This is a genomic window from Streptomyces sp. NBC_00075, from assembly GCF_045041225.1.
Taxonomy (GTDB): Bacteria; Actinomycetota; Actinomycetes; order Streptomycetales; family Streptomycetaceae; genus Streptomyces; species Streptomyces adonidis.
In genome coordinates this window covers 10,829,382-10,854,939 of record NZ_CP108243.1, presented here as the reverse complement: position 1 = coordinate 10,854,939, position 25,558 = coordinate 10,829,382, and the positions used below count along the sequence as shown (strand labels likewise).

26 protein-coding genes and 1 pseudogene are annotated in these 25,558 nt (G+C 72.1%); 10 read left to right on the top strand and 17 right to left on the bottom strand.

Features of this window, described 5'->3' with window-relative positions:
- Nucleotides 1-344: 344 nt before the first annotated feature.
- From OG787_RS47600 to OG787_RS47585, 4 genes are all read right to left on the bottom strand, one after another.
- On the bottom strand, nt 345-542 hold the full coding sequence (locus tag OG787_RS47600) for a hypothetical protein (RefSeq protein WP_369029769.1): 198 nt from the start codon (nt 540-542) through the stop codon (nt 345-347).
- A 517-nt stretch (nt 543-1,059) separates the two neighbouring features.
- Nucleotides 1,060-1,662, bottom strand: coding sequence for a hypothetical protein (locus OG787_RS47595; protein ID WP_405539737.1), 603 nt, complete (start codon nt 1,660-1,662; stop codon nt 1,060-1,062).
- Nucleotides 1,663-1,693: 31 nt separating this feature from the next.
- Nucleotides 1,694-2,407 carry a CBS domain-containing protein gene (locus OG787_RS47590; protein WP_405539736.1) on the bottom strand — a complete coding sequence of 238 codons (714 nt, stop codon included), beginning with the start codon at nt 2,405-2,407 and terminating at the stop codon, nt 1,694-1,696.
- 163 nt (nt 2,408-2,570) lie between these two features.
- Nucleotides 2,571-4,289: a GAF domain-containing protein gene (locus OG787_RS47585; protein WP_405539734.1), complete on the bottom strand. Its 1,719-nt coding sequence runs from the start codon at nt 4,287-4,289 to the stop codon at nt 2,571-2,573.
- Nucleotides 4,290-4,607: 318 nt separating this feature from the next.
- On the opposite strand from OG787_RS47585, the gene OG787_RS47580 reads away from it, so the two are divergent.
- Nucleotides 4,608-5,162 (top strand): hypothetical protein, encoded by a 555-nt coding sequence (locus OG787_RS47580; RefSeq protein WP_405539733.1) that lies wholly within the window; start codon nt 4,608-4,610, stop codon nt 5,160-5,162.
- A gap of 719 nt (nt 5,163-5,881) precedes the next feature.
- Here the strand turns inward: OG787_RS47580 and OG787_RS47575 are convergent.
- The 3 genes from OG787_RS47575 to OG787_RS47565 all read right to left on the bottom strand — a co-directional run bounded on the left by OG787_RS47575 (nt 5,882) and on the right by OG787_RS47565 (nt 8,267).
- Nucleotides 5,882-6,739, bottom strand: coding sequence for a universal stress protein (locus OG787_RS47575; protein WP_405539732.1), 858 nt, complete (start codon nt 6,737-6,739; stop codon nt 5,882-5,884).
- Nucleotides 6,740-6,787: 48 nt separating this feature from the next.
- Complete coding sequence (locus tag OG787_RS47570) at nt 6,788-7,618, bottom strand: universal stress protein (protein WP_405539731.1); 831 nt, start codon at nt 7,616-7,618, stop codon at nt 6,788-6,790.
- 208 nt (nt 7,619-7,826) lie between these two features.
- A complete protein-coding gene (locus OG787_RS47565; protein ID WP_405539729.1) occupies nt 7,827-8,267 on the bottom strand; it encodes a pyridoxamine 5'-phosphate oxidase family protein in 441 nt (146 codons plus the stop codon).
- 549 nt (nt 8,268-8,816) lie between these two features.
- Here OG787_RS47565 and OG787_RS47560 point away from each other — a divergent pair.
- On the top strand, nt 8,817-9,398 hold the full coding sequence (locus tag OG787_RS47560; RefSeq protein ID WP_369029777.1) for a hypothetical protein: 582 nt from the start codon (nt 8,817-8,819) through the stop codon (nt 9,396-9,398).
- 184 nt (nt 9,399-9,582) lie between these two features.
- Nucleotides 9,583-10,278 (top strand): universal stress protein, encoded by a 696-nt coding sequence (locus OG787_RS47555; protein WP_405539727.1) that lies wholly within the window; start codon nt 9,583-9,585, stop codon nt 10,276-10,278.
- Between the two features lie 69 nt (nt 10,279-10,347).
- Here the strand turns inward: OG787_RS47555 and OG787_RS47550 are convergent, their stop codons facing one another.
- From OG787_RS47550 to OG787_RS47530, 5 genes are all read right to left on the bottom strand, one after another.
- A complete protein-coding gene (locus tag OG787_RS47550; RefSeq protein WP_369029779.1) occupies nt 10,348-10,857 on the bottom strand; it encodes a flavodoxin domain-containing protein in 510 nt (169 codons plus the stop codon).
- Nucleotides 10,858-10,873: 16 nt separating this feature from the next.
- Nucleotides 10,874-11,611, bottom strand: a complete 738-nt coding sequence (locus OG787_RS47545) for a CBS domain-containing protein (RefSeq protein WP_369029780.1) — start codon at nt 11,609-11,611, stop codon at nt 10,874-10,876.
- A gap of 14 nt (nt 11,612-11,625) precedes the next feature.
- A complete protein-coding gene (locus OG787_RS47540) occupies nt 11,626-14,334 on the bottom strand; it encodes a GNAT family N-acetyltransferase (RefSeq protein WP_405539725.1) in 2,709 nt (902 codons plus the stop codon).
- A 153-nt stretch (nt 14,335-14,487) separates the two neighbouring features.
- On the bottom strand, nt 14,488-15,501 hold the full coding sequence (gene gap / locus OG787_RS47535; protein ID WP_405539724.1) for a type I glyceraldehyde-3-phosphate dehydrogenase: 1,014 nt from the start codon (nt 15,499-15,501) through the stop codon (nt 14,488-14,490).
- 31 nt (nt 15,502-15,532) lie between these two features.
- Nucleotides 15,533-17,914 (bottom strand): phosphoketolase, encoded by a 2,382-nt coding sequence (locus OG787_RS47530; RefSeq protein ID WP_405539723.1) that lies wholly within the window; start codon nt 17,912-17,914, stop codon nt 15,533-15,535.
- Nucleotides 17,915-17,967: 53 nt separating this feature from the next.
- Here OG787_RS47530 and ppk2 point away from each other — a divergent pair, with 53 nt between their 5' ends.
- Entirely contained in the window at nt 17,968-18,771 is an 804-nt protein-coding gene (ppk2, locus tag OG787_RS47525; RefSeq protein WP_369029784.1) for a polyphosphate kinase 2, read from the top strand.
- 15 nt (nt 18,772-18,786) lie between these two features.
- Here ppk2 and OG787_RS47520 read toward each other — a convergent pair whose 3' ends face one another.
- The 4 genes from OG787_RS47520 to OG787_RS47505 all read right to left on the bottom strand — a co-directional run bounded on the left by OG787_RS47520 (nt 18,787) and on the right by OG787_RS47505 (nt 22,434).
- On the bottom strand, nt 18,787-19,665 hold the full coding sequence (locus OG787_RS47520) for a universal stress protein (RefSeq protein WP_369029785.1): 879 nt from the start codon (nt 19,663-19,665) through the stop codon (nt 18,787-18,789).
- Nucleotides 19,666-19,670: 5 nt separating this feature from the next.
- Nucleotides 19,671-20,693: an alcohol dehydrogenase AdhP gene (gene adhP, locus OG787_RS47515; protein ID WP_369029786.1), complete on the bottom strand. Its 1,023-nt coding sequence runs from the start codon at nt 20,691-20,693 to the stop codon at nt 19,671-19,673.
- A 47-nt stretch (nt 20,694-20,740) separates the two neighbouring features.
- Complete coding sequence (locus OG787_RS47510; RefSeq protein ID WP_405539722.1) at nt 20,741-21,646, bottom strand: universal stress protein; 906 nt, start codon at nt 21,644-21,646, stop codon at nt 20,741-20,743.
- 158 nt (nt 21,647-21,804) lie between these two features.
- Nucleotides 21,805-22,434, bottom strand: a complete 630-nt coding sequence (locus OG787_RS47505) for a DoxX family protein (RefSeq protein WP_369029788.1) — start codon at nt 22,432-22,434, stop codon at nt 21,805-21,807.
- A gap of 201 nt (nt 22,435-22,635) precedes the next feature.
- Here OG787_RS47505 and OG787_RS47500 point away from each other — a divergent pair, with 201 nt between their 5' ends.
- Nucleotides 22,636-23,226 (top strand): hypothetical protein, encoded by a 591-nt coding sequence (locus tag OG787_RS47500; protein ID WP_405539721.1) that lies wholly within the window; start codon nt 22,636-22,638, stop codon nt 23,224-23,226.
- Here the strand turns inward: OG787_RS47500 and OG787_RS47495 are convergent.
- Nucleotides 23,220-23,368, bottom strand: a pseudogene (locus OG787_RS47495) (pyruvate formate-lyase 1-activating enzyme); the annotation flags it as partial. The gene OG787_RS47500 and the pseudogene OG787_RS47495 sit on opposite strands and share 7 nt — an antisense overlap.
- Nucleotides 23,369-23,523: 155 nt before the next feature.
- Between OG787_RS47495 and OG787_RS47490 the strand changes: the two are divergent.
- The 5 genes from OG787_RS47490 to OG787_RS47470 all read left to right on the top strand — a co-directional run bounded on the left by OG787_RS47490 (nt 23,524) and on the right by OG787_RS47470 (nt 25,556).
- Nucleotides 23,524-23,730 (top strand): hypothetical protein, encoded by a 207-nt coding sequence (locus tag OG787_RS47490; protein ID WP_369029790.1) that lies wholly within the window; start codon nt 23,524-23,526, stop codon nt 23,728-23,730.
- A gap of 5 nt (nt 23,731-23,735) precedes the next feature.
- Nucleotides 23,736-24,074: an ArsR/SmtB family transcription factor gene (locus OG787_RS47485; protein ID WP_369029791.1), complete on the top strand. Its 339-nt coding sequence runs from the start codon at nt 23,736-23,738 to the stop codon at nt 24,072-24,074.
- 117 nt (nt 24,075-24,191) lie between these two features.
- Nucleotides 24,192-24,377 carry a DUF6126 family protein gene (locus OG787_RS47480; RefSeq protein ID WP_369029792.1) on the top strand — a complete coding sequence of 62 codons (186 nt, stop codon included), beginning with the start codon at nt 24,192-24,194 and terminating at the stop codon, nt 24,375-24,377.
- Nucleotides 24,378-24,603: 226 nt separating this feature from the next.
- Entirely contained in the window at nt 24,604-25,125 is a 522-nt protein-coding gene (locus tag OG787_RS47475) for a hypothetical protein (RefSeq protein WP_405539719.1), read from the top strand.
- Complete coding sequence (locus OG787_RS47470; protein WP_405539717.1) at nt 25,122-25,556, top strand: pyridoxamine 5'-phosphate oxidase family protein; 435 nt, start codon at nt 25,122-25,124, stop codon at nt 25,554-25,556. Before OG787_RS47475 ends, OG787_RS47470 begins: the two co-directional genes overlap by 4 nt.
- Nucleotides 25,557-25,558 lie beyond the last annotated feature (2 nt).

The following is a 25,558-nucleotide window of genomic DNA, read 5'->3' as shown; positions in this document are numbered from 1 at the left end:
GCCTCGTGGCGGGCTGTGGCCGCACGTGGGTCGTCGGCCCGGCCCGTGCCGCTTGGCGGGCGTCTCCCCGCAGTGGGTCCCCGGTCCGGGCCGGTGCGAGTCAGCAGGGGTGGCGCGGTCCGGGCCGGGGGCCGTACCCGCGTGTTCCGGCCACCGCGATGCCCTCGGGAGTCCGCCGCCACCCTGAATCCTGGTCTCCGACGGGATCCGCACCCCGGCGGGAACCTCGACGATCACCCGCGTCCGCAGGAGCACCGGCCTGCCGGCCCTCCGTACCCGGGTCCTGACCACTGCTGGGCCGGGGACCACGTCCCCGGCCCATGACAGCAGTGCCTGTCAGCACGTCAGGAGTGCACCGACGTGCGGTGGTTCCTCCGCGCCGACGGGTGCGGCACGTGTGGCGTCGTCCTGGGGGTCCGACGGCGCATCAGCCGGTCGACGAGACCGTCGAAGACCGCCACGAGGACACATGTCAGCCCCACGGCCAGCACGAGCAGCACTGCGAACCGTTCCCAGAACTCCGGTGTGAGACTGGTACCCACTGTCCTCACCCTCCCTGATCGGCGTCGTTCTCCCTGCTTCCAGCCAACTCCGCCACAGGTCGGGGCGCATGAGCCGAGAGGGCCGCACACAGGTGCGGTCCGGCCCTTGCGCGTGGGGCCGGCCGGCAGACGGGCCTCCCCGCGGGCAGGGCCCGCTCCGTCAGCGAACGAGCACGTGCTCCCCGGAGCGAGGCAGCACCACAGCGCTGGGCGCGGCCGTGCGGTCGACGGAGCCTCGGCAGGAGCGGTGGCAGTGGTCGTGACGTGGGTCTCCTCGGTGTCCGGTCTCCGTAGGATCTGGACCGGTCGGCCCTGGTGGCCGCGGCTTCCGGGTGGTGTGCTGGAGATGGCGGGAAGGACCCGGCAGAGGCGCGGAGAAACGGCCGACAGGGACCGCGCACCGCGCAATCAGGATCCGCGAGAAGCGGGTGGCGTCCTTCCCGCCCCGTCGTGCCAGGGCCTCCGCATGCAGCGCTCCCCAGGCTGGGTACGGGGCCTGGGAGGCGTCGGCCGTCTGTCATCCCTTGCCTCCGCTGAGGTCGCGCCACTGCGGGCCGACGCGCTTCCACTCCGCGTCCCACTCCACCAGCCGTCGGCTCAGCAGGCGCCTGCGTACCAGCCAGCCACCGGCGAGCACCATGGATCCGGTGCCGGACCCGACGAACAGTCCGGTACCGACCACTTCCAGCTCCGCCTCCGTCGCCGTGGCCGGCTCGGCGACCAGCGCGCCGCTGCCGTCCACCCACACCGTCACGCGAGTGCCCGTCGAGGCATCGGGGTCGACCTTCGTCCGTGCCGTGTGTGTGACGCCGTCGGTGGTCGTCCAGCGGACCTTGGCCCACACCTTGCCGTCGTCGAATCCGGTCGTGACGGGCGGAATCTTCGAGGCGTCCTCGGTCAGCACGGCGGTGACAGCGTGTGCGGCCGTTCGCCGATCTGCCAGGCTGTGGTCGAGTCCCTCGGCAGCCGCCTGGCCCAGGAGGGTTCCGCCCAGGAGCGCGAGAATCCATGTGGCGAGCACGATTCTGGCTTCGACCACGTCGCTGTGCCGTCTCAGGGCGTTGTGCCGCCATCGCCAGAACCACACTCGTGTCGCCTTCGCCCGACGTGTCCTGGCCATGGGACTCGCCACCTCCTCCGGTGCGGCACGGTCACAGCACGGTGCCGGGACCGCCGGCCCATCCGGTCCGGGCGTCGGCGGGAAGAGAGGGATCGGTGTCCGGGTCCCGGAGTGGGCCGGACAGCGCGCAGTCCACGTCCACGACGCCTTCCACCGCCCGCACCAGCCTCGTCAGGACGGGAACGAGCGACGTGTCCCGCACCCGGCCGGTGAGCGTCACGACCCCGTCGCGCACCGCGACCCGGACAGGATCGCCGGACGCGGTGCGGAAGTGGGCGACCACCTCCCGGCGCACTTCGTCGGCGATCTCCGCGTCCTGCCGCAGGAACACCTTGAGCAGGTCGGTTCGGCTGACGATGCCCTGAAGCACGCCCTCGTCGTCGACGACCGGCAGCCGCTTGAGGTTGTGCCGCGCCATGATGCGTGCGGCCCGGGCCACGGTGGCGTCGGCGTGCACGGTGACCGCCGGAGCAGTCATCAGGTCCGCAGCGGCCACCGCGTCCGCCTTCGCGAGGTCGGAACGGCCGCGCGAGCGCGCGTACCGGTCCGGGTCGCCGTCGCGGAACATCTCCTTGGGGAGGAGATCGGCCTCGGACACGACGCCGACGACCCGGCGGTCTCCGTCCAGGACGGGGAGCGCGCTGACTTTCCAGCGCCGCATGGTCCTGGCGATGTCCTTGAAGGCCGCTCCCGTACGCAGGGCGACGACGGTCCGCGTCATCACGTCGCTCACGAGGTAGGGCATGGCGTCCTCCAGGTGCTCGGATGCCGTCCCGCGTCACCCTCCAGCATCCGCCCCCACGCCGGTGACGGCATGGGCCCAATGACCCCGTCCGGGGGCCCGACTGTCTCTTTCCGCCCTCGCGGGCCGGAGAGGCCGTCGAGCGCGGGCGCCGGGGGCCCCGGTCCTACGGCTTCCGCGCCGGCACCCGCCACACGAGCGTGGTGCCGCCGCCTTCGGGCGTCCTCAGTTCCAGTCTGCCGCCCTGTTGCTCGGCGCGCTCCGCCATGTTGCGCAGCCCGCTGCGGCGGCCGTCGGCGGGAATGCCCACTCCGTTGTCGGTGACCGAGAGCCGTACCTCGCGCCCGTCCGTGGCCAGGAGGACGTCGGCGCGGTTCGCCCGGGCATGCCGGGCGATGTTGGTCAGGGCTTCGGAGAGCACGGCCACCACGTGGTCGGCGATGTCCTTCGGTACGTCGGTGTCCAGCAGGCCCTCCATCCGGACACCGGGGGCGAAGCCGAGGACCGGTGCGGCCTCCCCCACGACCCGTACGGCGCGAGCGCGCAGGCCGGTCTCTCCCGCGCCCTCACGGGTGCGCAGGCCGAAGATGGTCGACCTGATGATCTTGATGGTCTCGTCGAGGTCGTCGACCGCGCGCGCCACGCGCTCGGCCGCCTCCCCGTGCTCGATGAAGCGGCCGGCGCTCTGCAACGTCATACCGGTGGCGAACAGCCGCTGGATGGCCAGATCGTGCAGGTCGCGCGCGATGCGGTCCCGGTCCATGAGCACCGCGACCGCCTCGGCGTCCTGGCGGCGTTCCGCCAGTTCCATCGCGACGGCGGCCTGTGCGGCGAAGGACTGAAGGGTCTCGGTCTCCGTCGCCGAGAACACCGGCTGCCCGGCCTTGCGCGCCAGCAGGACCACGCCTCGCGGCCCCGGGTCGCCCGTGCCGATGGGTACGGCCACGGCGGGGCCGAGTCCGCCGAACCGCGGAGGTTCCAGGGAGATGCGTTCGTCGTGGGTGACGTCCGCGCTGGTGACGGGGACGGCGCCGGAGAACGCCAGCCCCATCAGGCTCTTGTCCATGGCCAGTACGAGGCCCCGGTGCGCCTCGGCGTCCATTCCTACGGCGATCTCCACGGCGAGCGCCCCGGTGTCCTCCATGGGCACCGAGACCGCCGCCAGGGCGGATCCGGTGATCTCGCCGGCCCGCTCGGCGATCAGAGCGAGGACCTCGGCGCGCTCACTGCCGGACATCAGGCTGTGGGTGACCTCCGCGTTCGCCCGCAGCCAGCGTTCCCGCAGCCGGGACTCCTCGTACAGCCGGGCGTTGTCGATCGCGACGCCTGCCGCCACGGCGAGCGTCAGGGTGACCGACACGTCGTCCTCGTCGAACTGGGCGCCACCCCGTTTCTCGGTCAGATACAGGTTGCCGAAGACCTGGTCGCGCACCCGGATGGGGACGCCCAGGAAGGTGTTCATCGGCGGGTGGTGCGCCGGGAAGCCGTACGAGGCCTCGTGTTCGGAGATCTTCGCCAGGCGCAGCGGCTCCGGGTGGTGGATCAGCTCCCCCAGGATGCCGTGGCCCTCCGGATACGGGCCGATCCGCGCGATCTGCTCCTCGCTGACCCCCACGGTGTGGAACGCGGACAGGCGCCTGCCGTCCGGGCCGATCACGCCGAGCGCCGCGTACTCCGCGTCGACCAGCAGGGCGGCGGCCTCCACGATGCTGCGCAGGGCCTGTTCCAGGTCCAGTTCCCGGCCGACCGACAGCACCGCCTCCAGCAGGCTGTGCACCCGGTCCCTGGTGCCGCGGGCCACGTCGAGACGAACCTGTAGTTCGTCCAGCAGTTCGTCCAGCCGTAGCTGAGGCAGGCGCACGCGAGCCTCCTCGGGGGTTTCCACCCTGCGTTCCTCCAGGTCCCCTGTTACGCACGGACGCCCAGTGGTCCGGTCATGTGTCACGGTAGTGGTCGACTGCGAGGTCCGGTAGCCAATCAAGCCCAGCACACAGGGCCCGGTCCCCGCACGTCCGGTTCACCGACATCACGCCTGGCCTGGGCCGCTGCCCGAAATCCGCCGGGTCCCACGACGGCCCCGTCTCGAAGCAGCCTGGGCCGATCGGCCCAGTGGAGGGGACCGGGAGCGCCTGTCCCTTCCGGTCCCGGCGGTCGGACGCCGGAGAGGTGTCCAGCCCGAGGTCCGGCGGAGGAGACCGGGGTCATGGTGCGTCCCGTGTACGACTTCACGCCAGGCGGCCGTGACCTGGCCGGCCTCCTCTGCGGCAAGGACCCGAACCTGGCCGGGATGACCAGGCTGGGCCTGCCGGTCCCGCCGGGTTCACCGTCACCACCGAGGCCTGCCGGGCCTTCCACGCCGATGGCACCGGGCCGAGCAGTAAAGGCCGACGAGGTCCCCGCCCGCCTGGCCGTCCTGGAGCAGGCGGGGCGGCCGGACGACCCGTTGCCGCTGTCCGTCCGCTCCGGGGCGCGGTTCTCCATGCCCGGCACGACGGAGACGACCGAGGACGCCGTCGCCGGCCTCGATCGAAGGCAGGAGGCGACGAACGACCTGGACCTGAACGCGGCGGTCCTGGCCGGGTTCGCCGGAACGTGCATGGACCTGATCCGCCGGGAGACCGGGGACTTCCCGTGTTCACCGGCCGAAGCGTTGTGCCGGGCGGTCCTGGCCGTCTTCGAGTCCTTGCGGGGCGAGCGTGCCCGGCCGTACCGTCACCGTCGGCACACCGCGGACGACCCGTGCAGCGCCGTCGGTTGACCGCTCCGGAGCAGCCGCACCCGGCCTAGTGGGCAACCGCGCAGGCTGCATGGGCACTTCGGCGGCGCACTACCGGGATCCGTACGACCGCCGAGGCACACATCGCGCGAGCGGTGCCGCCCACCACGCCGGCCACCCGTGGTCGGCCGCGGCGAACCCGCGCATCGACAGCCGCCGGGTGGTCGCGACGGCCGGGGAGACGGCGGGCAAGGAGGCCGTCGCCCGGCTCCGGACCGGCTGCGCCGCCGGACCGGCAAGGCAGCCCGGGCCCGGGACGACATGCCCCGGACGACGGCACCTCCGTGGTGCGGTGCAACCGCGGAGGACTCCCCCACGGCGTGATTCCGCACCGTTGAAGTGACGCGAGACCGTCGGTGACGACCCGCCGCCCGTCCCCCGGGACCATGCCGGGGTGGGTCCTCCGGCCCGGTGAGGCGGCCGACAGCCCGGTGACGCACGGCCTGGTGCCGGGAAACCGCAGGGGGCACGGTTCCCCGCCCGACCGGCGGGACCGGAGGCCCGATTGCCCCTCGGGCTGCTCACCATCGTCACGGGCTACGCGTGGGCGGTCACCCGACCCACGCGAACCGGCCCGCTACCGGACCCTGTTGCGTCCGCAGGTGGCGCAGAAGACGGATCACGCCGTCCGGATCAGCCCCGATCTGGTCACCGGGGTTCGCCTCACGGCCGGCCATCCGTCCGCGTCGGCCTGAACGGCGTCAGTCGTGCGGGACGACGGCGACCGGTGCGACCGCGTGCCGCAGGACGGTGCGCGCCACCGGGCCGATGTGCGGGCCGATGATCGAGCCTTCCTGGCCGCGGCGTCCCACGACGACCAGTGACGCGTCACGCGAGGCGTCGACCAGGTGCGCGCCCGCGTCACCGACCACGGCCTCCTCCGTCACCTCGACCCCCGGGTACTTGTCCCGCCAGGGGCGGAGCACGTCGGCCGGCCCCTGCCGTGTGTCAGCGGCGGGTTCACCGCCGTGGACCACACGCAGTCCGGTGGCCCGTCGGGAAGCGGCGTCGAACGCGAATTCCAGAACACGGTCGTCGGGGGCGCGCAGATCCAGTCCCACCACGACATCGCGGTACGGCGTCGTATCAGCGGACCCGCCGAAGACCTCCGTTCGGCGTCCCTGCCCGCGTTCCTCGTCGTCGCGGACCAGCACGACCGGCCGCTCCGCCCGCGCCACCACGGCCGACGCCACGGAGCCCAGCAGGACCCCCGCCACGATGCCGAGGCCCCTCGATCCGAGCACCAGGAGTTCGGCCTCCCTCGCGACGGCGACCAGTACGGGCACCGCCCGGCCGGCGATCTGCTCGGCGCTCACCCGTACCCCGGAGTGGCGATGGGTCAGCCGGGCCTTCGTCTCGGTCAGCAGACGGGCGGACGGGTCCGCTCCCGGCGGGGGAACGGGATGGCCGGCGAACGGCACGTAGTCGTGGGGTGGTTGCTCCCCCGCGTGCACGACGCGGAGTGGGATCCCGTACATCGCGGCCTCACGAGCGCCCCACTCCGCCGCTGCCAGGCTTTCGTTCGAACCGTCCAGACCGACGGCGACGATCCGGGACATGAGCGGGCCTCCTTCGGGAAGGTGCATGAGGGCATCGCGGCGGGCCGGTCATATGTGGGGGACGACGACCACGGCACAGTGCGCCCGGTGCAGCAGGGTGTGGGCGACCGGACCGGGGCGCGGGCCGAGCACGTTGCTACGGCGGTGGGCGCCGATGACGACCACGGCAGCGTCCTGGGTCGCTCCCAGCAGTTCGTCCGCCGGAGCCGAGCGGACCGTCCGGATCTCCACCTCGACGCCGGGATGCCGGTCCTGTAGACGGGTGAGGGCGTAACGGGGTACGGCCTCCTCCGCCCGGGCTTCCCTGGCCAGCCGTTCCTGGCCCGGGCTGCGGGCGGGCACGAGGGAGGGAAGTTCGGGGGTGACGTGCCGGTGGCTCCAGGAATGCAGGACACGGAGGTTCACACCTCGCCGCTCGGCCTCCTCGAAGGCGTACGCGGCCACCTGCTCGTCCGTGTCGTCCGCGAGGCCGAGCAGCACATCCCGGCCGTCGCCGCACGGGTGGTCCCCGCGGACGACCAGGAGCGGTCCTTGCGTGAGCGCGGCCAGCCTCAGGCTCACCGAACCGAACGCCAGACCGGTCAACGCACCCAGCCCGCGTGTTCCCACGACGGTGAGCGCCGCGTCCGCGCTCTCGCGCGCCAACGCCCGCACCGCGCCGTCCTCCGCCGCGACGGTCTCCACGAACAGTTCCGGATGCCGGGCACGGGTGCGCGACGCGGCGTATCGCAGAACGGGTGCGGCCTCGTCACGGTCGGGGACCGCGTACAGCACGCGCAGTCCGGTGCCGTGTCGTACCGCCTCGGCCTCGGCCCAGTCCAACGCCCTTACGGAATTCAGCGAGCCGTCCACTCCGACGACTATGTGATGCGAGGTCATGGCCGTACCCGTCCTTTCTTCGAGTGACCGTTCGGCGGAAGCGACGCTCGGCGAACGCACCGGCCTCCTCGGACGATGTTCCTCGGGGGCCGGCCGCACGGGCAGGAGCCGGGAGACCCGAAGAAACGCCGAACGGCCCTTGTTCAAGGGCCGTTCGGTCCGGGACAGGGCAGAGTGACGAGGTCCCCAAGGACGTGGCGCCCGAGGTTCAGGAAGGAAGGTGCACGCCGTACAGGGTGCGTCCGCCGACGAGTTCGCGTCCGGTGACCAGCTCCGGGGCGATGCGCACGAAGACCTCCTGCGGCGCCGGCACCCAGGAACGCGGCCCGGTGCGCAGAAGCCGTGCGTGCTCGACGGGGTCGGTCACCAGGGCGGCCGGCCCCATGACCACGACGCTCCAGCCGGACTGGGTGGTGACGTCGACCGCGTCGGCCTCGAAGGCCACCACGGCTCCGTCGACCGCGCTCACCAGATCCGACACGGCGGAGGTGCGCACCACAACCGCGCCGTCACGCTCGAGGGAGAAGTTGACCGGCAGCACGGCGGGCAACGCCTGCCGTGTGTACACAATGCGCCCCACCGGCGCCTCGGCCAAGCGGCTCAGGCACTCCTGCCGGTCGAGCTCACGGAATCCGTCGTTGGCATCCATCTGCCTTCTCGTCTCTCACCTGACATCGCGGTACGGGCACTGTCCACCGTCGAGTGGCACAGGCGTCCCCAGCCAGGGGCCACCGGTCCCCGGCTTCCTGAGAGTGACCCTGTTCCCCCTTCCACACGAGGTCCACGCAGTTCCGCTCTCACCGCACATCCGGTGGCACGGCCGTCCTGGCCCTGCAGGGCGAGATCGACATCCTGACGGTGCCCGCGCTCGCGGCACGCCTGGACGCGCTGACCGCCGGCCAGTCCCCCGACCCGGTGCTCGATCTTCGTACCGTGTCCTTCATCGGCACGGGCCTGCACGACGCGTTCGACGTTCGTCCCCGGTGGCCCGTGGACCCGGCGGCGGCCCCCCGCCGCACGGTGGCAGGCAGGTCGGGGGCGTCGGCGCCGAGTACCGGCCGCGTGGGCCGAAGGGCCCTCTCAGATCGCGGAGTCCGGTCCCGAACGGCCTTGTGGCGGCGCCTGCTCGGCCCATGTCGCGGCACGGCCCCTCTCTGTCACCTTCGGACGTGTCACGACGACGAGGAGGTGCGGACCGATGACCGGTGGCAAGTACGCGAAGAAGCGGTTGTGGCGGTGGCGCGGCAACCCGCTGCAACGACGCGACGACATCGTCGAGGCCTGGATCGTGCTGGCCGTGTGGACGGTCTTCGCCGTGGGCGGCACCGTCGCCGGGCTGGTGACCTTCCATGCGGCGGACGAGGTGTTCGCACGGCAGCGAGCCGAGCGGCAGTCCGTCCGAGCCGTGCTCCTCGACGACGTCCTCGTCAGCACCACGGCGGTCGGTGTCACCTCCGATCGTCGGACGACAAGCGTGCGTTGGACGGCACCCGACGGTTCGGCCCGCACGGGCCGAACCCTCGTGGACACCGGCCGCAAGGCCGGATCCAGGGTCACGGTGTGGCAGGACGGCCAGGGCCGTCTCACCGCCGCGCCCCGGAGTTCCACCGAGGCGGCGATCGAGTCGGGCTTCCTGGGTGCCGCAGCCGCGGCCGGCCTCGCCGGCCTGGTGTTCGGTGCCGGAGCTGTCGCCCGGTCGCAGCTCGACCGGCGCCGTGTCGACGGGTGGGGCAGGGAATGGGACCAGGTGGGACCTGAGTGGAGCCACAAGACCAGCTGAACGCACGACGGATCCTGGCTCCGGGCCGAACAGCGGCCTGGAGCCTTCCTGTGTGTGCCTCTGCCACGGGCGGGCCCGGCCGCACCGTTCCGCGGGACCGTTCTGCCCCTGCCCGGACGCGAAGGCGTACGCCAGGCTGGGCCCCGAAGGGGCTCGTCCCGCCGCCCCGGAAAGGCCGACCGCGATGGACCAAGTGATCCTTGCCTGTACCGACCCGTCGGCGCCGAGCCGTTCCGCGGTCGACTGGGCCGAACAGGAGGCACGGCTGCACGGCCTGCCGATGCGTACATTCCTGGGCGCACCACCTGACCCTGGCCGGGCGAAAGTGATCGTGTGCGGCGCCCCTCACGGGGCCGACGACACCGATCGGCCTCTCGGCTCCCTGCTTCCGGCTGCCGCTCGGGCAACCGACCGTCCGCTGGTGCTCGTTCCGGACGGCCGCGCGTCCGCGCACCGCTCCGGGAAGGTCCTTCTCGGCATGGACGCCCGAGACCCTTCGGACGGCACGATCGACTTCGCCTTCGACAGCGCCCGGGTACGCGATGCCCTCCTGCACGTGGTGCACACCTGGTCGCTTCCTCCCTGTGCCGCCGAGTGGCCTTTCGCCGTGCCGGAGACCGAGCGTGCGACCTGGGAGGACCAGGAGGTGCAGCTGCTGGCCGACGTGCTGCGTCCGTGGCGTGCGAGGTGTCCGCGGGTTGCGGTGCGCGAAGACGTCGTTCTCCTCCCGCCGGTTCAGGCGCTCCTGCACCACGCCGAGAGCGCCGCACTGATCGTGGTGGGACGAGAGCCCGGTACGGAGTGGGGCGAGGTCGTGCGGGCTCTCCTGCACGAGGCTGCCTCCCCCGTTGCCGTGGTACCGGCCCGGGAGGCGCCATGAGGCCGGCCGCGAGACCCGGCGCGAACCGGGTCTCGCGGCCGGCCTCGCAGGACCGGGCAGAGTCCCCTCCTACGAGGGGCCCTGAGAGGACGTCAGCTCGTCGGCGATGCCTTGCGCCCAGGCCTCGATCACGCCGAAGTCCCGGAAGTCGCCGCCCTTCCCGGAGCGGAGGATCATCCCCGCGATCCGCCCTTTGGCGCCTTCCTCCAGGCATCCTCCGAAGGTGACGTGATCCCGGACGCCCAGCCGGATCATGGCCCGCTGCACGCCGCGAACCGGCGGGATGTCCCGCTCGGAGGCCGAGGCGTCGAGCGGTCCGCTGCTGAAGAACCACACCGGACGCTCCGCGAGTACGGCGCGGTGCCGGCGGACGAACCGCCGCGCGTCCTTGTGCCAGCGCCCCGCGTAGAGCCCGCCGCCGACCACGACGGCGTCGTACCGCGCCACGTCCTTCACGGACCGGGCCGGAAGCGCCTCGGCGGTCAGCCCGCCCTTGCCCAGGACGCCGGCGACGGCCTCGGCGATCTCCGCCGTGGCTCCGTTCGTCGTTCCGTAGGTGACCAGCACGGTGTCGGTCATGACGGTCCGCCTCCTTTCACCGCCGGCGCAGCCAGTCGTCGGCCACGCCGTGCGGTGTCTGTGTCTGTGCCTCGGCACGCAGGTCCGCGTCGTCCAGCCGGTAGGTGAGCTTGGCGACCACGTCGACCACGCCGTCGATCCGGCGCGTCATGGCGACGGCGATCTCCGTCTCGCTCTTGCGTTCCATGTGTCCCGTGAGCGTGACGACGCCTTCCGCCACGGAGACCTCGACGCTGCGCGGCGCCAGCCACAGCGCGCGCACCAGGACTTCCTCGATCACCTCGGTGCGGATCTCCTGGTCGGGCCGCAGGAAGACCTGGAGGAGGTCGCGGCGGGTGACGATCCCGACGAGCCGGTCCTCCTCGTCGAGGACGGGGAGCCGTTCCACGTGCCGCCGGACCATGGTGCGGGCGGCCTGGACGATGGTGTCGTCCGCGTGCACGGTGACGGGGGGCTCCGTCATCAGCTCACCGGCGGTGCGCGCCTTGCCCTTCGCGGTCCGGCGCTTGGCCCCCGGGGTCAGTTCGGCGAGCCTCGCACGGTGCTTCGGCTCGTACGGGTCCGGAGTGGTCGCCTGATGCATCATCAGGTCCGTTTCGGACAGGACCCCGACGACCTTGTCGTCCTCGTCCACCACCGGCAGTCCGCTGATCCGGTGGGACGCCAGCAGCTGGGCCACCTCCTTGAACGGTGTGCCGTACTCGGCGCGGACGACGTCCGTGGTCATCACGGAGCCGACCTTGTTGTGCCTCATGGTCGTGTCCCTCCTCAGCGCAGCCGGCGCAGATACGGGTCCTGGGGGCGGCGCGGCAGCAGGCGTATCCGTGCGTCGAGCACGGTGACGCCGCCGGGTGTCGCCAGGACGGGGTTGAAGTCGGCCTCGGCGAGCTGCGGCAGGTCCGCCGCCATCCGGGACAGCCGCAGAAGCAGCTGTTCCAGTTCCTTGAGGTCGACGGGGGTGTTCCCGTTCGCGCCCAGCAGCAGCGGGGCGCACCGCGGCGAGGTGATCAGGTCGTGGACGTCGCGGTCGGTGAGCGGGGCGAGCCGGGCGGCGTGGTCCGCGAGGATCTCGGTGGCCGTGCCCCCGAGCCCGAACAGGACGAGCGGCCCGAAGACCTCGTCCTGGACGACGCCCGCGAAGAGTTCGGTGCCGCGGGCGGCGAGGGGTTGCAGGACCACACCGGTCATGAGTCCCGCGAATCGGGTCTCCAGGTCGCGGAACCCGGCCCGGACCTGGGAGTCGCCGCGCAGGTCGAGGTGGACGGCGTGCTCCTGGGTCTTGTGGAGCAGTCCGGGCCAGTACGCCTTCATGACCACCCGGCCGTCGAAGCCGCGCAGCCGTTCGGCGGCGAGCACTGCGTCGTCCTCGGTCTCGGCCCAGGCCCACGGGATCTGCGGGACGCTGTAGCAGGCGAGCAGGTCGGCGCAGGTACGCGGATCGAGCCAGCCGCCGTCGGGGTGCGCGGCCAGGTACTCCACCACGACCTTGCGCGCCCGCTCGGTCTCGATGCCGTCGAGGCCGGGGACGACGCCGACGGGCCGGGCGAGCCAGGCCGCACGCTCGGCGGCGTGCGCCAGCGCGCGGGCCGCCCCCTGCGGTTCGGCGTAGGAGGGGATCGTGCCGCCGTCCGCGGCGGGCAGCAGCCGGACGGACCGGTCCTGCTCCAGGCGTACGGCGAGCACGGGGCGCGCCCGTCGGCCGGGAGCCGCCGTGACGGCCCGCACCAGGTCGTCACCGGTGGCGGCGGCGACCGCCGTGGGCACGAGGGCCACCACGACGGCGTCGATGCCGGAGCACCGGGTCAGGCGGTCGACGCACGCCGTGAGCTGTTCCTCGGACACCGCGGCCGTGGCGTCGATCGGGTTGCCGATGGCGGCGCCGTCCGGCAGTACGGCGAGGAGTTCGTCGATCATCGTGGGGGTGAACGGGGGAAGGGCGAGCCCGGCCTCGGCGCAGGCGTCGGCGGTGAGGACGCCCGCTCCGCCCGCGTTGGTGACGATCGCGACGCGGCTGCCTTCCGGCAGCGGCTGGGAGTGCAGCAGGGCCGCCGTTTCGAGGAGTTCGCCGACCGAGCGGGTCGCGGTGATGCCGGCCTGGGTGAACAGCGCGCCTCGGGTCATGGTGCGGGTGGCGGCGGCAGCGGTGTGCGAGGCGGCGGCCTTGCGGCCCGCGTCGGTACGGCCGGCGTCGACGGTGAGCACCGGGATGCGGCGGGTGACGCGCCGGGCGGTGCGGGAGAAGGCGCGCGGGTTGCCGAACGACTCCAGGTGCAGCAGGGCGAGGTCGGTGCGGCCGTCGCTCTCCCACCACTGGAGCATGTCGTTGCCGCTGACGTCGTACTTGTCGCCGAGGGAGACGAAGGAGGAGACGCCGATGCCGAGCCGGGACAGTCCGTCGAGCAGCGCGATACCGACCCCGCCGGACTGCACGGCGACACCGGCCGTCCCGGGGCGAGGGTGCTCGGCGGCGAAGGTCGCGTCGAGGCTCAGTTCCGGGTCGGTGTTGGAGACGCCGAGGCAGTTGGGGCCGACGAGACGCATGCCGTAGGTGCGGCAGGCGGTCAGCAGGGCCTGCGCCTGGGTGTGGTCGAGGCCGGCGGTGACGACGACGAGCGCACGCACCCCGGCCCGGCCGCACTCGTCGGCGACGGCCGGGACCGCGGCGGCGGGGACGGCCACGATCACCAGGTCGGGTGTCTTCGGCAGCGACACGACCGAGGGGTGGGACGGCACACCGAGCACCGAGGTGACGCCGGGGTTCACGGCGAAGAGCCGATGCGCGAAGCCGCCCGAGTGCAGGTGGTGCAGGACGGCCCGGCCCACCGATCCGGGCGTGCGTCCGGCGCCGACCACGGCGACGGTGGACGGTCGCAGGAGGGGCAGCAGGCTGGCCACGTCGGCGGCACGGCCGCGGGCCTCGACGGCCGACAGGTAGGTGTCGTCCTGGTCCAGGTGGACGGTGCAGCGCACCTCGGGCCCCTCGAAGCGGCGGGAGGTGCGCAGGCCGAGGTCGGCGAAGAGGCGGAGCACCTCGTGGTTCTCGCTGAGCGCGTCGGCGGTGAAGGTGGTGATGCCCTCCGCACGCGCCACCGAGGCCAGGTGCTCGACGAGCAGGGTGCCCACGCCCCGGTGGTGCAGGCCGTCGGCGACGGCGATGGAGATCTCGGCGCCGCTCTCCCCGCCTTCCTCCGTCTCCTTGACGGTGCCGTACTCGGCGATGCCGATCACCCGGCCGTCCACCTCGGCCAGCAGGGCCCGGTAGCCCGGACCGGCCGGGGCACAGGCCCGGTCGGCGGCCATGGCGGCCGAGCGCCGGCTCGCCGCGAAGAAGCGCAGACGGAGGTTCTCCGGCGACATCTCCTCGTAGAACCCTTGCAACTGGTCGTGATCACCCGGCCGCACGGGTCGGATGCACACGGTGGTGCCGTCCGCGAGCAGGGCGTGCACCGTGCGCCGGTCGAGCAGGTCGTCCGTCATCGCAGGTCTCCTCCATGGCTCTCGATACCTCGATCGTCCGGCGGAACGGAGGACGGGCCCATGGGCTGTCCGGGGCCGTCCCCGGGCCGGTCGGCCCAGTCCATGGCCGCCGACCGGCCCGTTTCCCCCGTCACGACGAGCGGTCGGAACGCGTCAGTCGTCCGCCACCAGTGCCGTCAGGTCCAGGAGGCGGTTGGTGTAGCCCCACTCGTTGTCGTACCAGCCGAAGACCTTGGCCAGGGTGCCGTTGGCCTGGGTCAGCGCCGGGTCGAAGATGCAGGACGCGGGGTCGCCGATGACGTCGCGGGAGACGATCGGGGCCTTGGAGACGCGCAGGATGCCGTTGAGCGGACCGTCCGCGGCCGCCTCGAACGCGGCGTTGATCTCGTCCGCGCTCGCCTCCCGGGCGAGGACCACGGCGAGGTCGGTGAGCGAGCCGTCCTCCACGGGCACCCGGACGGCGATCCCGTCCAGTGTCCCGGCCAGTTCCGGCATCACCAGGCCCACGGCGCGGGCGGCGCCGGTGCTGGTGGGGATGATGCTGAGGGCGGCGGAGCGGGCCCGGCGCAGGTCCTTGTGGGGGCCGTCGAGCAGGGACTGGTCGTTGGTGTAGCCGTGGATGGTGGTCATCATGCCGCGCTCGACGCCGAAGGCGTCGTCGAGGACCTTCACCATCGGGGCGACGCAGTTGGTGGTGCAGGAGGCTGCGGAGACGATGCGGTCGCGGTGCCGGTCGTAGGTCCGGTCGTTGACGCCCATGACGATGGTGGCGTCCGCGTTCTTGCCGGGTGCCGACAGCAGCACGGTGTGGGCGCCGCCCTTCAGGTGCAGGGCCGCGGAGTCCCGGTCGCGGAACCGCCCGGTGGACTCGATGACGATGCCGGCGCCGTGGTCGGACCAGCGCAGGGCGGCCGGATCGCGTTCGGCGGTGACGGCGATGCGCCGTCCGTCGACGGTGATGGAGCTGTCGTCGTGCCGGACGTCGCGTCCGATGCGGCCGAACGTCGAGTCGTACTCCAGCAGGTGGGCCAGCGTGGCGGGTGAGGTGATGTCGTTGACGGCGACCACCTCGACGTCCTGGGTGCCTTCCTCTGCGCGATCGAGGGCGGCACGCAGGTAGGTTCGGCCGATACGGCCGAAGCCGTTGATGCCGACGCGTACGGTCATGACAGTGAACTCCTTTGCGGAACAGGGATGTTCAGGCGTTCCAGGTCCAGTCGGCGACCTCGGGCAGGTCGGTGCCGTGCTCGCGGATCCAGGCGTGGTGGCGGGTGCGGGCGTCGGCCATGTGCTGGCGTACGGCCGCCGCGCGTACGGCGAGGCCCGGGACGCGGTCGATGACGTCCATGACGAGGCGGTAGCGGTCGAGGTCGTTGCGGACGACCATGTCGAAGGGCGTGGTCGTGGTGCCGGACTCCTTGTAGCCGCGCACGTGCAGGTTCTGGTGGCCGGTGCGGCGGTAGGCCAGACGGTGGATCAGCCAGGGGTAGCCGTGGTAGGCGAAGATCACCGGCTTGTCCGTGGTGAACAGCCCGTCGTACTCGAAGTCGCTCATGCCGTGCGGGTGTTCCTCACGGGGCAGCAGCCGGGCCAGGTCGACGACGTTCACGACCCGTACGGCGAGGTCCGGCAGGTGCCTGCGCAACAGCTGGGCGGCGGCGAGGACTTCCTGTGTCGGTACGTCGCCCGCGCAGGCCAGCACCACGTCGGGCTCACCGCCGTTCTCGGTGCCCGCCCACTCCCAGATCCCGGCGCCACGCGCACAGTGGACCCGCGCCTGTTCCATGGAGAGCCAGTCGAAGCAGGGCTGCTTGCCCGCCACGATGACGTTGACGTAGTCGCGGCTGCGCAGGGCGTGATCCGCCACGGACAGGAGGGTGTTGGCGTCCGGCGGCAGATAGACGCGGACGACTTCGGGGCTCTTGTTGAGGACGTGGTCGACGAAGCCGGGGTCCTGGTGCGAGAAACCGTTGTGGTCCTGGCGCCACACGTGCGAGGTGAGCAGGTAGTTGAGGGAGGCGATGGGCGCCCGCCACGGCAGCTCCCGCGATGTCCGCAGCCACTTGATGTGCTGGTTGACCATCGAGTCGACGATGTGGACGAACGCCTCGTAGCAGGAGAACAGTCCGTGCCGGCCGGTGAGGAGATAGCCCTCCAGCCAGCCCTGGCAGGTGTGTTCGGAGAGGATCTCCATCACCCGGCCGTGATGTTCGAGGTGTTCGTCGACCGGCAGGTGTTCGGCCTGCCAGGCCTTTCCGCTGACGTCGAAGACGGCCTGCAGCCGGTTCGACGCGGTCTCGTCGGGACCGACGAGGCGGAAGTCGCGGCGCCCGCCCGTGTCCTTCATCACCCGGGCCAGGAGGTCGCCCAGGACCCGGGTCGGTTCGTGCAGTGTGGTGCCCGGCTTGTCGACGGGCACGGCGAACTCGTCCAGCGGCGCGACGGGCAGGTCGCGTACGAGCAGCCCGCCGTTGGCGTGCGGGCTGGCGCCGAGCCGCTTGGTGCCGTCGGGGACACAGGCGAGGACGTCTGCGACGGGGCGACCGTCCGGGGCGAAGAGTTCCTGGGGCTTGTACGAGCGCAGCCAGGTCTCCAACTGCCGCAGGTGGGCCGGGTTTTCGCGCACTCCCGCCAGCGGGACCTGGTGGGCACGCCACGTACCCTCCACGGGCTCGCCGTCGACCTCGGCCGGACCGGTCCAGCCCTTCGGGGTGCGCAGCACGATCACCGGCCAGTGCACGCGTTCGGTGACACCGTCCTCGCGGGCGGTCTGCTGCATCACCGCGATGCGGTCCAGCGCGTCGTCCAGCGCCGCCGCCATGTCGCGGTGCACCTGGGCCGGGTCGTCGCCGGTCACATGGATCGGCTCGTGGCCGTATCCCCGCAGCAGCTCGTCGAGTTCGGACTCGGGCAGCCGGGCCAGCACCGTCGGGTTGGCGATCTTGTAGCCGTTGAGGTGCAGGATCGGCAGGACCGCGCCGTCGTGGACGGGGTCGAGGAGCTTGTTGGAGTGCCAGGAGGCGGCCAGCGGTCCGGTCTCGGCCTCGCCGTCACCGATCACGCAGGCGACCAGCAGGCCCGGGTTGTCGAGGGCGGCGCCGTACGCGTGGGAGAGCGAGTAGCCGAGCTCACCGCCCTCGTGGATCGAACCGGGCGTCTCGGGGGCGACATGGCTGGGCACACCGCCGGGGAAGGAGAACTGCCGGAACAGCCGCGCCATGCCCTCCGCGTCACGCGACACATCCGGATAGGTCTCGCTGTAACTGCCCTCCAGCCAGGAGTTCGCGACCACCGCCGGCCCGCCGTGACCGGGCCCCCACACGCACAGCGCGTCAAGCCCCCGCTTCCTGATCACCCGGTTGAGGTGCGTGTACACGAGGTTGAGGCCGGGCGAGGTGCCCCAGTGGCCGAGCAGGCGCGGCTTGATGTGCTCCGGCGTCAGGGGCTCGGTCAGCAGCGGGTTGGACATCAGGTAGATCTGCCCGGCGGTCAGGTAGTTGGCGGCCCGCCAGTGCGCGTCCAGGGTGCGCAGCTCGTCGTCGGAAAGTACGGTGGCGTCCTGGTGTTCGACCTTGGACATGGGAGAGACTCCGGAAGTCGTCGACGTAGGGGTCATCGGGCGGTGGAGGCGGCATGGCCGGCAAGAAGGCGGCACGACTGCCGCGCGACTCGTACGAGAAGGAACTGCTGCGCCTGCAAACGGAGTTGGTGAAGTTGCAGGAGTGGGTGCGGGCGACCGGCACCCGGCTGGTGGTGGTGTTCGAGGGGCGGGACGCGGCGGGCAAGGGCGGGACGATCAAGCGGGTCGCCGAGCACCTCAACCCGCGTGTGGCCCGGATCGCGGCGCTGCCGAAGCCGACCGAGCGCGAGCGCACCCAGTGGTACTTCCAGCGGTACGTCGAGCAGTTGCCGGCGGCCGGGGAGATCGTGCTGTTCGACCGGTCCTGGTACAACCGGGCCGGCGTCGAGCACGTGATGGGCTTCTGCACGAAGGAGGAGCATCAGCTGTTCCTCCGTCAGTGTCCGATCTTCGAACGCATGCTGGTCGAGGCCGGGGTCCTGCTGCGCAAGTACTGGTTCTCGGTGAGCGACACCGAGCAGCAGGAGCGCTTCCGGCGCCGGATGGAGGACCCGCTGCGGCGCTGGAAGCTCTCGCCGATGGACCTGGAGTCGATCACCCGCTGGGAGGCGTACTCCCGGGCCAAGGACGAGATGCTGGTGCACACCGACATCTCCGAGGCGCCCTGGTACGTCGTCGAGAGCGACGACAAACGCAAGGCGCGCCTCAACATGATCGCCCACCTGCTGTCGTCCGTGCCCTACCACGAGGTGCCGCCGCCGGTGCTGAAGCTGCCGGAACGGCCGCCGTCGACCGGCTACCTGCGCCCGCCGCGCGATCTGCAGACCTACGTCCCCGACCACGCGGCGAGCCTCTGAGCAGCCGGTCATCTCTCACACCTCCTCGGGCACGATGACGACCGGGCAGGCGGAGTGGTGCAGCACGCCGTGGGCGACCCGGCCCAGCTGGAGCCCGAAGTGCCGCTGCCGGCGGCGGGCCCCGAGGACCAGGAGGTCGGCGTCGCGCGAGGCGTCCACCAGGACGGTCCGGGTGTGGCCCTCGACCGTACGGGGGCGCACCGCGACCCCGGCCGGGACGTCCTGAAGCGCCTTCTCCAGAGCCTCCACCGCCTGCTGCTCGTGCAGCCGGGCGGGTTCCCCCGCGAGCAACGGATGGTCGGTGGTCTCGTGCGCGGGGCACCGCCAGGCCCGTACGGCCTCCAGTTCGGCCCCGCGCCGCCGCGCCTCCTCGGCGGCGAAGCGCACCGCCGCCGAGGCCACCGGCTGCTCGCCCACGCCGACGACCACACGGTTGTGGGTCGCGGGCAGGGCCTGGTTGTCGTGGCTGCCGCGCACGACGACCACGGGGCAGTGGGAGTGCCCGGCCACGGTGAGGCTCACGGAGCCCAGCAGCGCCTCGGCGATGCCGCTGCGGCCGCGGGAGCCGGTCACCAGGAGGGAGGCGCTGCGGCTCTCCCGTACCAGCGCGTACTCGGGTTCCTCGGCCCGTACGTCGGTGGAGACCTTCACCTCGGGCCGTCGGCTCGTGGCGCGCCGGGCGGCGGTCGCCACGACGTCCTCGGCCCGTACCTGCTCGGACGGCTTGCCCAGGTCCTCGGCGAGGTGGGCGCCCTCGTACCGCTCCCACAGCGAGGCGTACACCAGTCGCAGCGGCGCCCCGCGCCGGGCGGCCTCGTCCACCGCCCAGTCCACGGCCCGCAGAGCGGGCTCGGAGCCGTCGACGCCGACGACGATCGGCAGGTCCGTCGTCATCGCCGTCACCGCCCCGCGCCCAGGTCGAAGACGATCCGGGCCTTGACCTCACCGCGCAGCACCTCGTCGATCGACTCGTTGACGGAGGCCAGCGGGCGGGTCTCGCTGATGACCCGGGTCCGGCCGGCCGCGTGCAGCTGGAAGACCTCGGCGAGATCCTGACGGGTGCCGACGATCGAACCGATGACGGAGGTGCCGTTCAGGACGGTGTCGAAGATCGGCACGCGGACCGTGCCGTGCGCGGGCAGGGCCACCATGACCAGCTTGCCGCCGCGCCGCAGCCCGGCGTTGACCGCCTCGAACGCGGCGTCGTTGACGGCGAGCGCGATCGCGGCGTGCGCGCCGCCGTGCCGCTTGAGGACCGCGCCGACGTCGTCCTTGCGGGCGTCGATGAGGATGTCGGCGCCGAGTTCGGCGGCGAGTTCGAGCTTCTCGTCGGTGACGTCGATGGCCGCCACGGTCGCCCCGGCGATCTTCGCGTACTGCACGGCCAGGTGCCCGAGCCCGCCGACGCCGGAGATCGCCACGAGCTGTGCGGGCTTCACCTCGGCTACCTTCAGGGCCTTGTACGTCGTGACGCCCGCGCAGGTCAGCGGGGCGGCGTCGACGGCGCTGACCCCGTCCGGCACGGGTTGCGCGAAGTCGGCCCAGGCGAGCATCTTCTCGGCGTACCCGCCGTCGCAGCCGTAGCCGGTGTTGACCTGTTGCTCGCAGAGGGTCTCCCAGCCGGACAGGCAGTGCTCGCACCGCCCGCACGCCCTGCCCAGCCAGGGCACGGCCACCCGCTGCCCGACGGCCAGGTGGGTGACGCCCTCGCCGAGCTTCTCGACCAGGCCGACACCCTCGTGGCCGGGCACGAAGGGCGGGGTCGGCTTGACGGGCCAGTCGCCGTGGGCGGCGTGGATGTCGGTGTGGCACAGCCCGGAGGCCTCCACACGGACCCGGACCTGGCCGGGGCCGGGCTCCGGGTCGGGGCGCTCCTCGATGACCAGGGGCTCACCGAACGCTCGTACGACCGCTGCCTTCATGGGTCTCTTCTCCTCGGGTTTCTGGGGGTCTTGGGGGGGGCGGGACGTCAGTCGTGCGGGACGACGGCGACGGGGGCGGCGGAGTGGTGCAGGACGGCGTGGGCGACCGGGCCGATGTGGGTGCCGAACGCGTTGCGGCGGATCCGACGGCCCACGACGACCAGGGAGGCCTCCCGGGAGGCGTCGACGAGGTGGTTGCCGGGGGTGCCGTAGAGGGACTCCTCGGTGACCTCGACGTCGGGGTGCTTCTCCCGCCACGGGTGCAGGAACTCGGCCAGGGCGACGGCCTCGCGGCGGGCGAGGGCGCCGTGGAGTTCGAGGTCGACGGAGAGGCCGTAGGCGTAGTACGGGGGCGGGTTCCAGCCGTGCACGACGCGCAGGGAGGTACCGCGGCGGGCCGCTGCCGCGAAGGCGAACTCGATCAGGTCCTCGTCCGGGCTCCCGATGTCGAGACCGAGGACGACGGGCCGGAACGCGGTCGCGGCGGACGGGATGCCGGCCGGGTCCATCTCGTGCTCGTCGGCGGCCTGCTCCCCGGCCCGGACCAGGACGACCGGCCGCTCGGCGTGTGCCACGGTCGACAGGCCGACCGAGCCGACCATGAAGCCGCCGATGCCGCTCATTCCACGCGAGCCCAGCACCAGCAGTTCGGCGTCCTTCGCCGCGTCCGCCAGGACGTCGGCGGGCTGGCCGGACAACTGCTCGGTGGTGACGTCGAGGCCGGGGTGCCGCAGCCGGATGCCCTGGGCCGCCTCACGCGGAATCCGCTCGGTCCAGTGCTGTTGCGTCTCGGCTCCGAGCAGCGGCGCCTGCGCGATGGGAGCCGGAACCGGCTCCCACACATGCACCAGCTTCAGCGGCAGGCCCAGCAGTCCGGCCTCGCGGGCCGCCCATTCCGCGGCTGCCAGGCTCTCGTTCGAACCGTCGAGGCCGACGGTGACGGTGCGGGTCATGATCTCCACCTTTTGATTCGGGGGCTCCGATACGAGCCTCGTCTCAGGACGAGGCCCTTGGCAGGGGCCGCAGGTCCCTGCCAAGGGCCGACCGGCCCCATGGGCCGGTGTCGCGGTGCGGCGGACCCACCGGCCCGGTCCGCCGCGCCTCCCGCGGGTCAGCGCAGCCAGGGGCTGCGGCGGACGAGCGGGAGCTTGGCCCACAGTCGGCCGAGGCCGAGGGTGTCCCCGGCGGCAGTGGCGGCCAGGGCGATCAGGACGACGGCGTAGACGACGTGGTACTCGGCGAACGGGTTCGTCGACATGCTCGGCGAGCCGTCGGAGAGGTGCTGGGCGGGCGGCCACTCGGCGACCCACATCAGCGCCATCATCAAGGTGCCCGCGAGGGCCGCGAACCGCAGCGCCACACCGGCGATCAGCGCGACGCCGATCCCGAGCAGGCCGAGCATGAACAGCCAGTCGGCCCAGGCGGCCCCGGCCCAGTCGTGGAAGGTGGACTCCATCGGCCCGGCGGCCACTCCGCTGAGGAAGCCCTTGGTGGGCGAGCCGCCGTCGATCCAGCCCTTGCCGGAGGAGGTGGCGTAGCCGAGGCCGAAGGTCTTGTCGAGGAAGGCCCACAGGAAGACGAACCCGGTGAGCAGGCGCAGGGACGCGAGGACGTACGCCCGCGCGGTGTGCGTGTCGCTGAGTGCCGACACGGCGGACTCGGAGGTGGAGGCGTTCCGGTTCCTGCGGAAGGACGGCAGGTGGAAGCCCGAACTCCGGTGAGGGTGCTCGTGCACGGCCATGGCGGTGATCCCTTCTGTGAGGGTGGGAGAGAGTTCGATCGATGTCTGACGCTCCTCACTCTCGTCTCGTGCGGCGGCGCCTGCCTGATGCCGAAGGTCTGTCGCACCTGGGCTGAACGGCCCTGACTCCGGGGACCGTTGGGGCGCGGACCCGGCAGGTTGATCGGGCCGGACTGCTTTCGTCACCCGTGATCGGGCACAGTGCGGAACGCCCACCGTCGGGCGGCCGAGGCCGATCCGACGGCACGTGAGGCACTGCGGGAGGCAGTCCGTGCAGACGGCTTCTGTCTCGTCGCGCCGTATGAGGCTTCCGAGGCCAGGCGGGGCGTACCGGAAACGAATCCGGTCGGCGTCCGGCTGTTGCCTCCGGCCGAGCCGCGTGCGCCGCTCACTGGCGAAATCACAGCCCTGGAGCACGACTTCGAGCGGCTCGGGACGAAGGTCGCCAGGAACGGCTGCCGCTGGGCCGTGGACAACCTGGTGGAGCAGCGCTTCGAGGCGGCGAACGGCCGGTCGAGGGAGATGTTCGGGGCTGTCGCCGTGCATGTGGCCACAGGTCACGGATTCACCACCACGAAGCAGGGGGCGGGAGGAACGGCCGTCCGGTACCTCGTCGACCAGGGCCTGCTGCCCGAGAACGGCGGCGGCTCCTTCGTGCGCGGCGTGTGGCCGATCACCCACACCAACGGACCGCGTCCGGGCACCTCGCACACCGACGAGGCACACTTCCGCCTACAGGCCCTGACCGGTGTGGCCCGTCACCTGATCGACCGCCTCACCCCGGCTCAGTAGGCCTTCAGGCCGCGCTCCCGGAACCGCTCCCGCACCCGCTCGACCGGCTCCCGCGGAGGAACCGGGTTGTCGCGCAGCGGGAACGGGATGCCGAGGCCTCGTACTTCGCGACGCCGAGCCTGTGGAACGGCAGGACGTCCACCGCGACGGCGCCGCGAGTCGCGTCCGCCGAGGTGGTGTGTCGACGGCCGCTCGGTGATCTCGTTCGAGGCTCGATCGGGTGAGGGCGCGACGTCGACTCTTCACACCCTCTACAATTGAAGAGTTCTTCAATTCGCTAGTTGCGTTGGTCAGTACATGATCCAGGGTGTGGAGGTCCGGGTGGGCACAGCCGTCGAGGCACTGCTGGCGCGGGTGCGGGCGGCCCGGGCCGGGCTGGCGGACGCGGTGGCGGCCGGTGACCCGTATGCCGTTGCGGTGGCCCAGGACGAGCTGGACGACGCGGTGCGGCTGGCCCGCGGGTACGGGCTCGACATCGAGGTGGCGGGGGCGGACGAGGAGTGATCGGGATGCCGGTTCCGTTGTACGAGGCGAAGGCGGAGTTCTTCCGGATGCTCGGGCATCCGGTGCGGATAAGGGTGCTGGAGCTGTTGCAGGACGGGCCGAAGCCGGTGCGCGACCTGCTGGCCGCGATCGAGGTCGAGCCGTCGAACCTGTCGCAGCAGCTGGCAGTGCTGCGCCGCTCCGGGATCGTCACCGCCACCCGCACCGGCTCCACCGTGATGTACGAGCTGGCGGGCGGGGACGTGGCCGAGTTGCTGGCCGCGGCGCGCCGGATCCTGTCCGTGCTGCTGGTGGGCCAACAAGAACTGCTGGAGGAACTGCGCGCCACGGAGCCGGCGCGGTGACGGGCGCGGGCACCCGTTCCGTTCGCCGTGGCGCAGAGCAGGCCCACAGCAGCCATGGAGCAGCAGCGTCGCCGAACTGTCGGAACGTGGAAATTGTGGGAAGCAGGAGACGACACCGTGAGTGATGGAGATCGGACCGCGGACCGGCCGGAGAGCGAGCACCGCGAAGAAGAACACACGGACCGGGACAGCTGGATCGAGCGCGGTGTCGCGATCCGGGCAGGCTTCTACATCTTCGGCACCCATCTGTTCGCCGGGTTCGTGTGGCTGCTCTTCTACCTGGGCGAGCACGCGAACAAGTAGCCGGGGGCGAGGTTTCGAGGTATCCCTGGACAAGGCCCGGCCGACCCCGTCTTGGGGCCGAACAGCCCTTGTGGAGCCGATGAAGCGTCGCTGAGGCTGTGCATCGGCAGAGTCAGCGGGCGGCCGTCCCTCCCCCGAGCGGCCGTCCGCTCCCCCTGCCCCGCGGGCCACTCGTCGGGGCGGCTTGAAGGCTTCTTCAATTGGCATGTTGCCGTAACTGGCATGAATGGAGAAGGGGTCGCCGAGGGTGATCGCTGTTGTGGGGCATGCCGATCTCGCGCCCTGCACCCTGGCGCTGCTGGAGCAGGAAATGCGCGCACGGCTGGCCCGGTGTGCCGACGCGGGCGGGACGGGGCTGGTCCGGGTGGGGCAGGGGCTGCCGGTCGCGTTCGGACGGGCGGCGAGGCAGGCGGGGCTGGCGCTGGTGACCGTGCTGCCCACGCTCAACCGGGTGCCCGCGCTGCTGCGGGAGCGGGACCGGCCGGCGGCCGGGGAGTTGCTGCTGCTGTCGCGGCAGGTACGGCTCCTGGAGTACGACCCGGCGGACCGGGATGCCTGTGTCCGCGCCGACGAGCGGCTGCTGCGCGCGTGCGCCCGCGTGGTGGCGGTCTGGGACGGCTCCTCTTCCAACGGCGGTGACACCACTGCCCACCTGGTGGCCTACGCCCACAGCCACGGCATGGACGTCCAGGTGCTGTGGCCGGAGGGCGCCGAGCGTGTGCCGGAACCCGGGGAGGAGTCGTCATGACGACTGGTACGCCACCGCGGGTTCGCACGGTCGCGCTGGGCCGGGACGAGGCACTGATACTGCTGGCCGGGGCTCCGCTGGGCCGGGTGGTGTTCTCCCATCAGGCGCTGCCCGCGATCCGTCCGGTCAACCATCTCGTGGAGGCGAACGGAGACATCGTCATCCGTACGCACACCGGGGCCGCGTTGCTCGGCCGTGCGGCGGTCTCGGAGGTGGTGGCCTACGAGGCCGACGACCTCGACCCGGCCACCCGGACCGGCTGGAGCGTGGTCGTCACCGGCGCCGCCTGCGCCGTGTCGGACCCCGCCGAGCTCGGCCGCTACCTGACGGTGCTCACGCCCTGGGTCGACACGGAAATGGACCGCGTGGTGCGCATCCGGGCCGACATCGTGAGCGGCTACCGGCTGGTGCGCGGCGAGTCGGGATCCTGACC

Bases quoted from the DNA above. Each gene is read 5' to 3' on its own strand.
- OG787_RS47595 (WP_405539737.1), bottom strand. From the start codon at position 1,662: ATGGCCAGGACACGTCGGGCGAAGGCGACACGAGTGTGGTTCTGGCGA.
- OG787_RS47590 (WP_405539736.1), bottom strand. From the start codon at position 2,407: ATGCCCTACCTCGTGAGCGACGTGATGACGCGGACCGTCGTCGCCCTG.
- OG787_RS47580 (WP_405539733.1), top strand. From the start codon at position 4,608: ATGGTGCGTCCCGTGTACGACTTCACGCCAGGCGGCCGTGACCTGGCC.
- OG787_RS47575 (WP_405539732.1), bottom strand. From the start codon at position 6,739: ATGTCCCGGATCGTCGCCGTCGGTCTGGACGGTTCGAACGAAAGCCTG.
- OG787_RS47570 (WP_405539731.1), bottom strand. From the start codon at position 7,618: ATGACCTCGCATCACATAGTCGTCGGAGTGGACGGCTCGCTGAATTCC.
- OG787_RS47565 (WP_405539729.1), bottom strand. From the start codon at position 8,267: ATGGATGCCAACGACGGATTCCGTGAGCTCGACCGGCAGGAGTGCCTG.
- OG787_RS47560 (WP_369029777.1), top strand. From the start codon at position 8,817: ATGACCGGTGGCAAGTACGCGAAGAAGCGGTTGTGGCGGTGGCGCGGC.
- OG787_RS47555 (WP_405539727.1), top strand. From the start codon at position 9,583: ATGGACCAAGTGATCCTTGCCTGTACCGACCCGTCGGCGCCGAGCCGT.
- OG787_RS47550 (WP_369029779.1), bottom strand. From the start codon at position 10,857: ATGACCGACACCGTGCTGGTCACCTACGGAACGACGAACGGAGCCACG.
- OG787_RS47545 (WP_369029780.1), bottom strand. From the start codon at position 11,611: ATGAGGCACAACAAGGTCGGCTCCGTGATGACCACGGACGTCGTCCGC.
- OG787_RS47540 (WP_405539725.1), bottom strand. From the start codon at position 14,334: ATGACGGACGACCTGCTCGACCGGCGCACGGTGCACGCCCTGCTCGCG.
- gap (WP_405539724.1), bottom strand. From the start codon at position 15,501: ATGACCGTACGCGTCGGCATCAACGGCTTCGGCCGTATCGGCCGAACC.
- OG787_RS47530 (WP_405539723.1), bottom strand. From the start codon at position 17,914: ATGTCCAAGGTCGAACACCAGGACGCCACCGTACTTTCCGACGACGAG.
- ppk2 (WP_369029784.1), top strand. From the start codon at position 17,968: ATGGCCGGCAAGAAGGCGGCACGACTGCCGCGCGACTCGTACGAGAAG.
- OG787_RS47520 (WP_369029785.1), bottom strand. From the start codon at position 19,665: ATGACGACGGACCTGCCGATCGTCGTCGGCGTCGACGGCTCCGAGCCC.
- adhP (WP_369029786.1), bottom strand. From the start codon at position 20,693: ATGAAGGCAGCGGTCGTACGAGCGTTCGGTGAGCCCCTGGTCATCGAG.
- OG787_RS47510 (WP_405539722.1), bottom strand. From the start codon at position 21,646: ATGACCCGCACCGTCACCGTCGGCCTCGACGGTTCGAACGAGAGCCTG.
- OG787_RS47505 (WP_369029788.1), bottom strand. From the start codon at position 22,434: ATGGCCGTGCACGAGCACCCTCACCGGAGTTCGGGCTTCCACCTGCCG.
- OG787_RS47490 (WP_369029790.1), top strand. From the start codon at position 23,524: ATGATCCAGGGTGTGGAGGTCCGGGTGGGCACAGCCGTCGAGGCACTG.
- OG787_RS47485 (WP_369029791.1), top strand. From the start codon at position 23,736: ATGCCGGTTCCGTTGTACGAGGCGAAGGCGGAGTTCTTCCGGATGCTC.
- OG787_RS47475 (WP_405539719.1), top strand. From the start codon at position 24,604: ATGGAGAAGGGGTCGCCGAGGGTGATCGCTGTTGTGGGGCATGCCGAT.
- OG787_RS47470 (WP_405539717.1), top strand. From the start codon at position 25,122: ATGACGACTGGTACGCCACCGCGGGTTCGCACGGTCGCGCTGGGCCGG.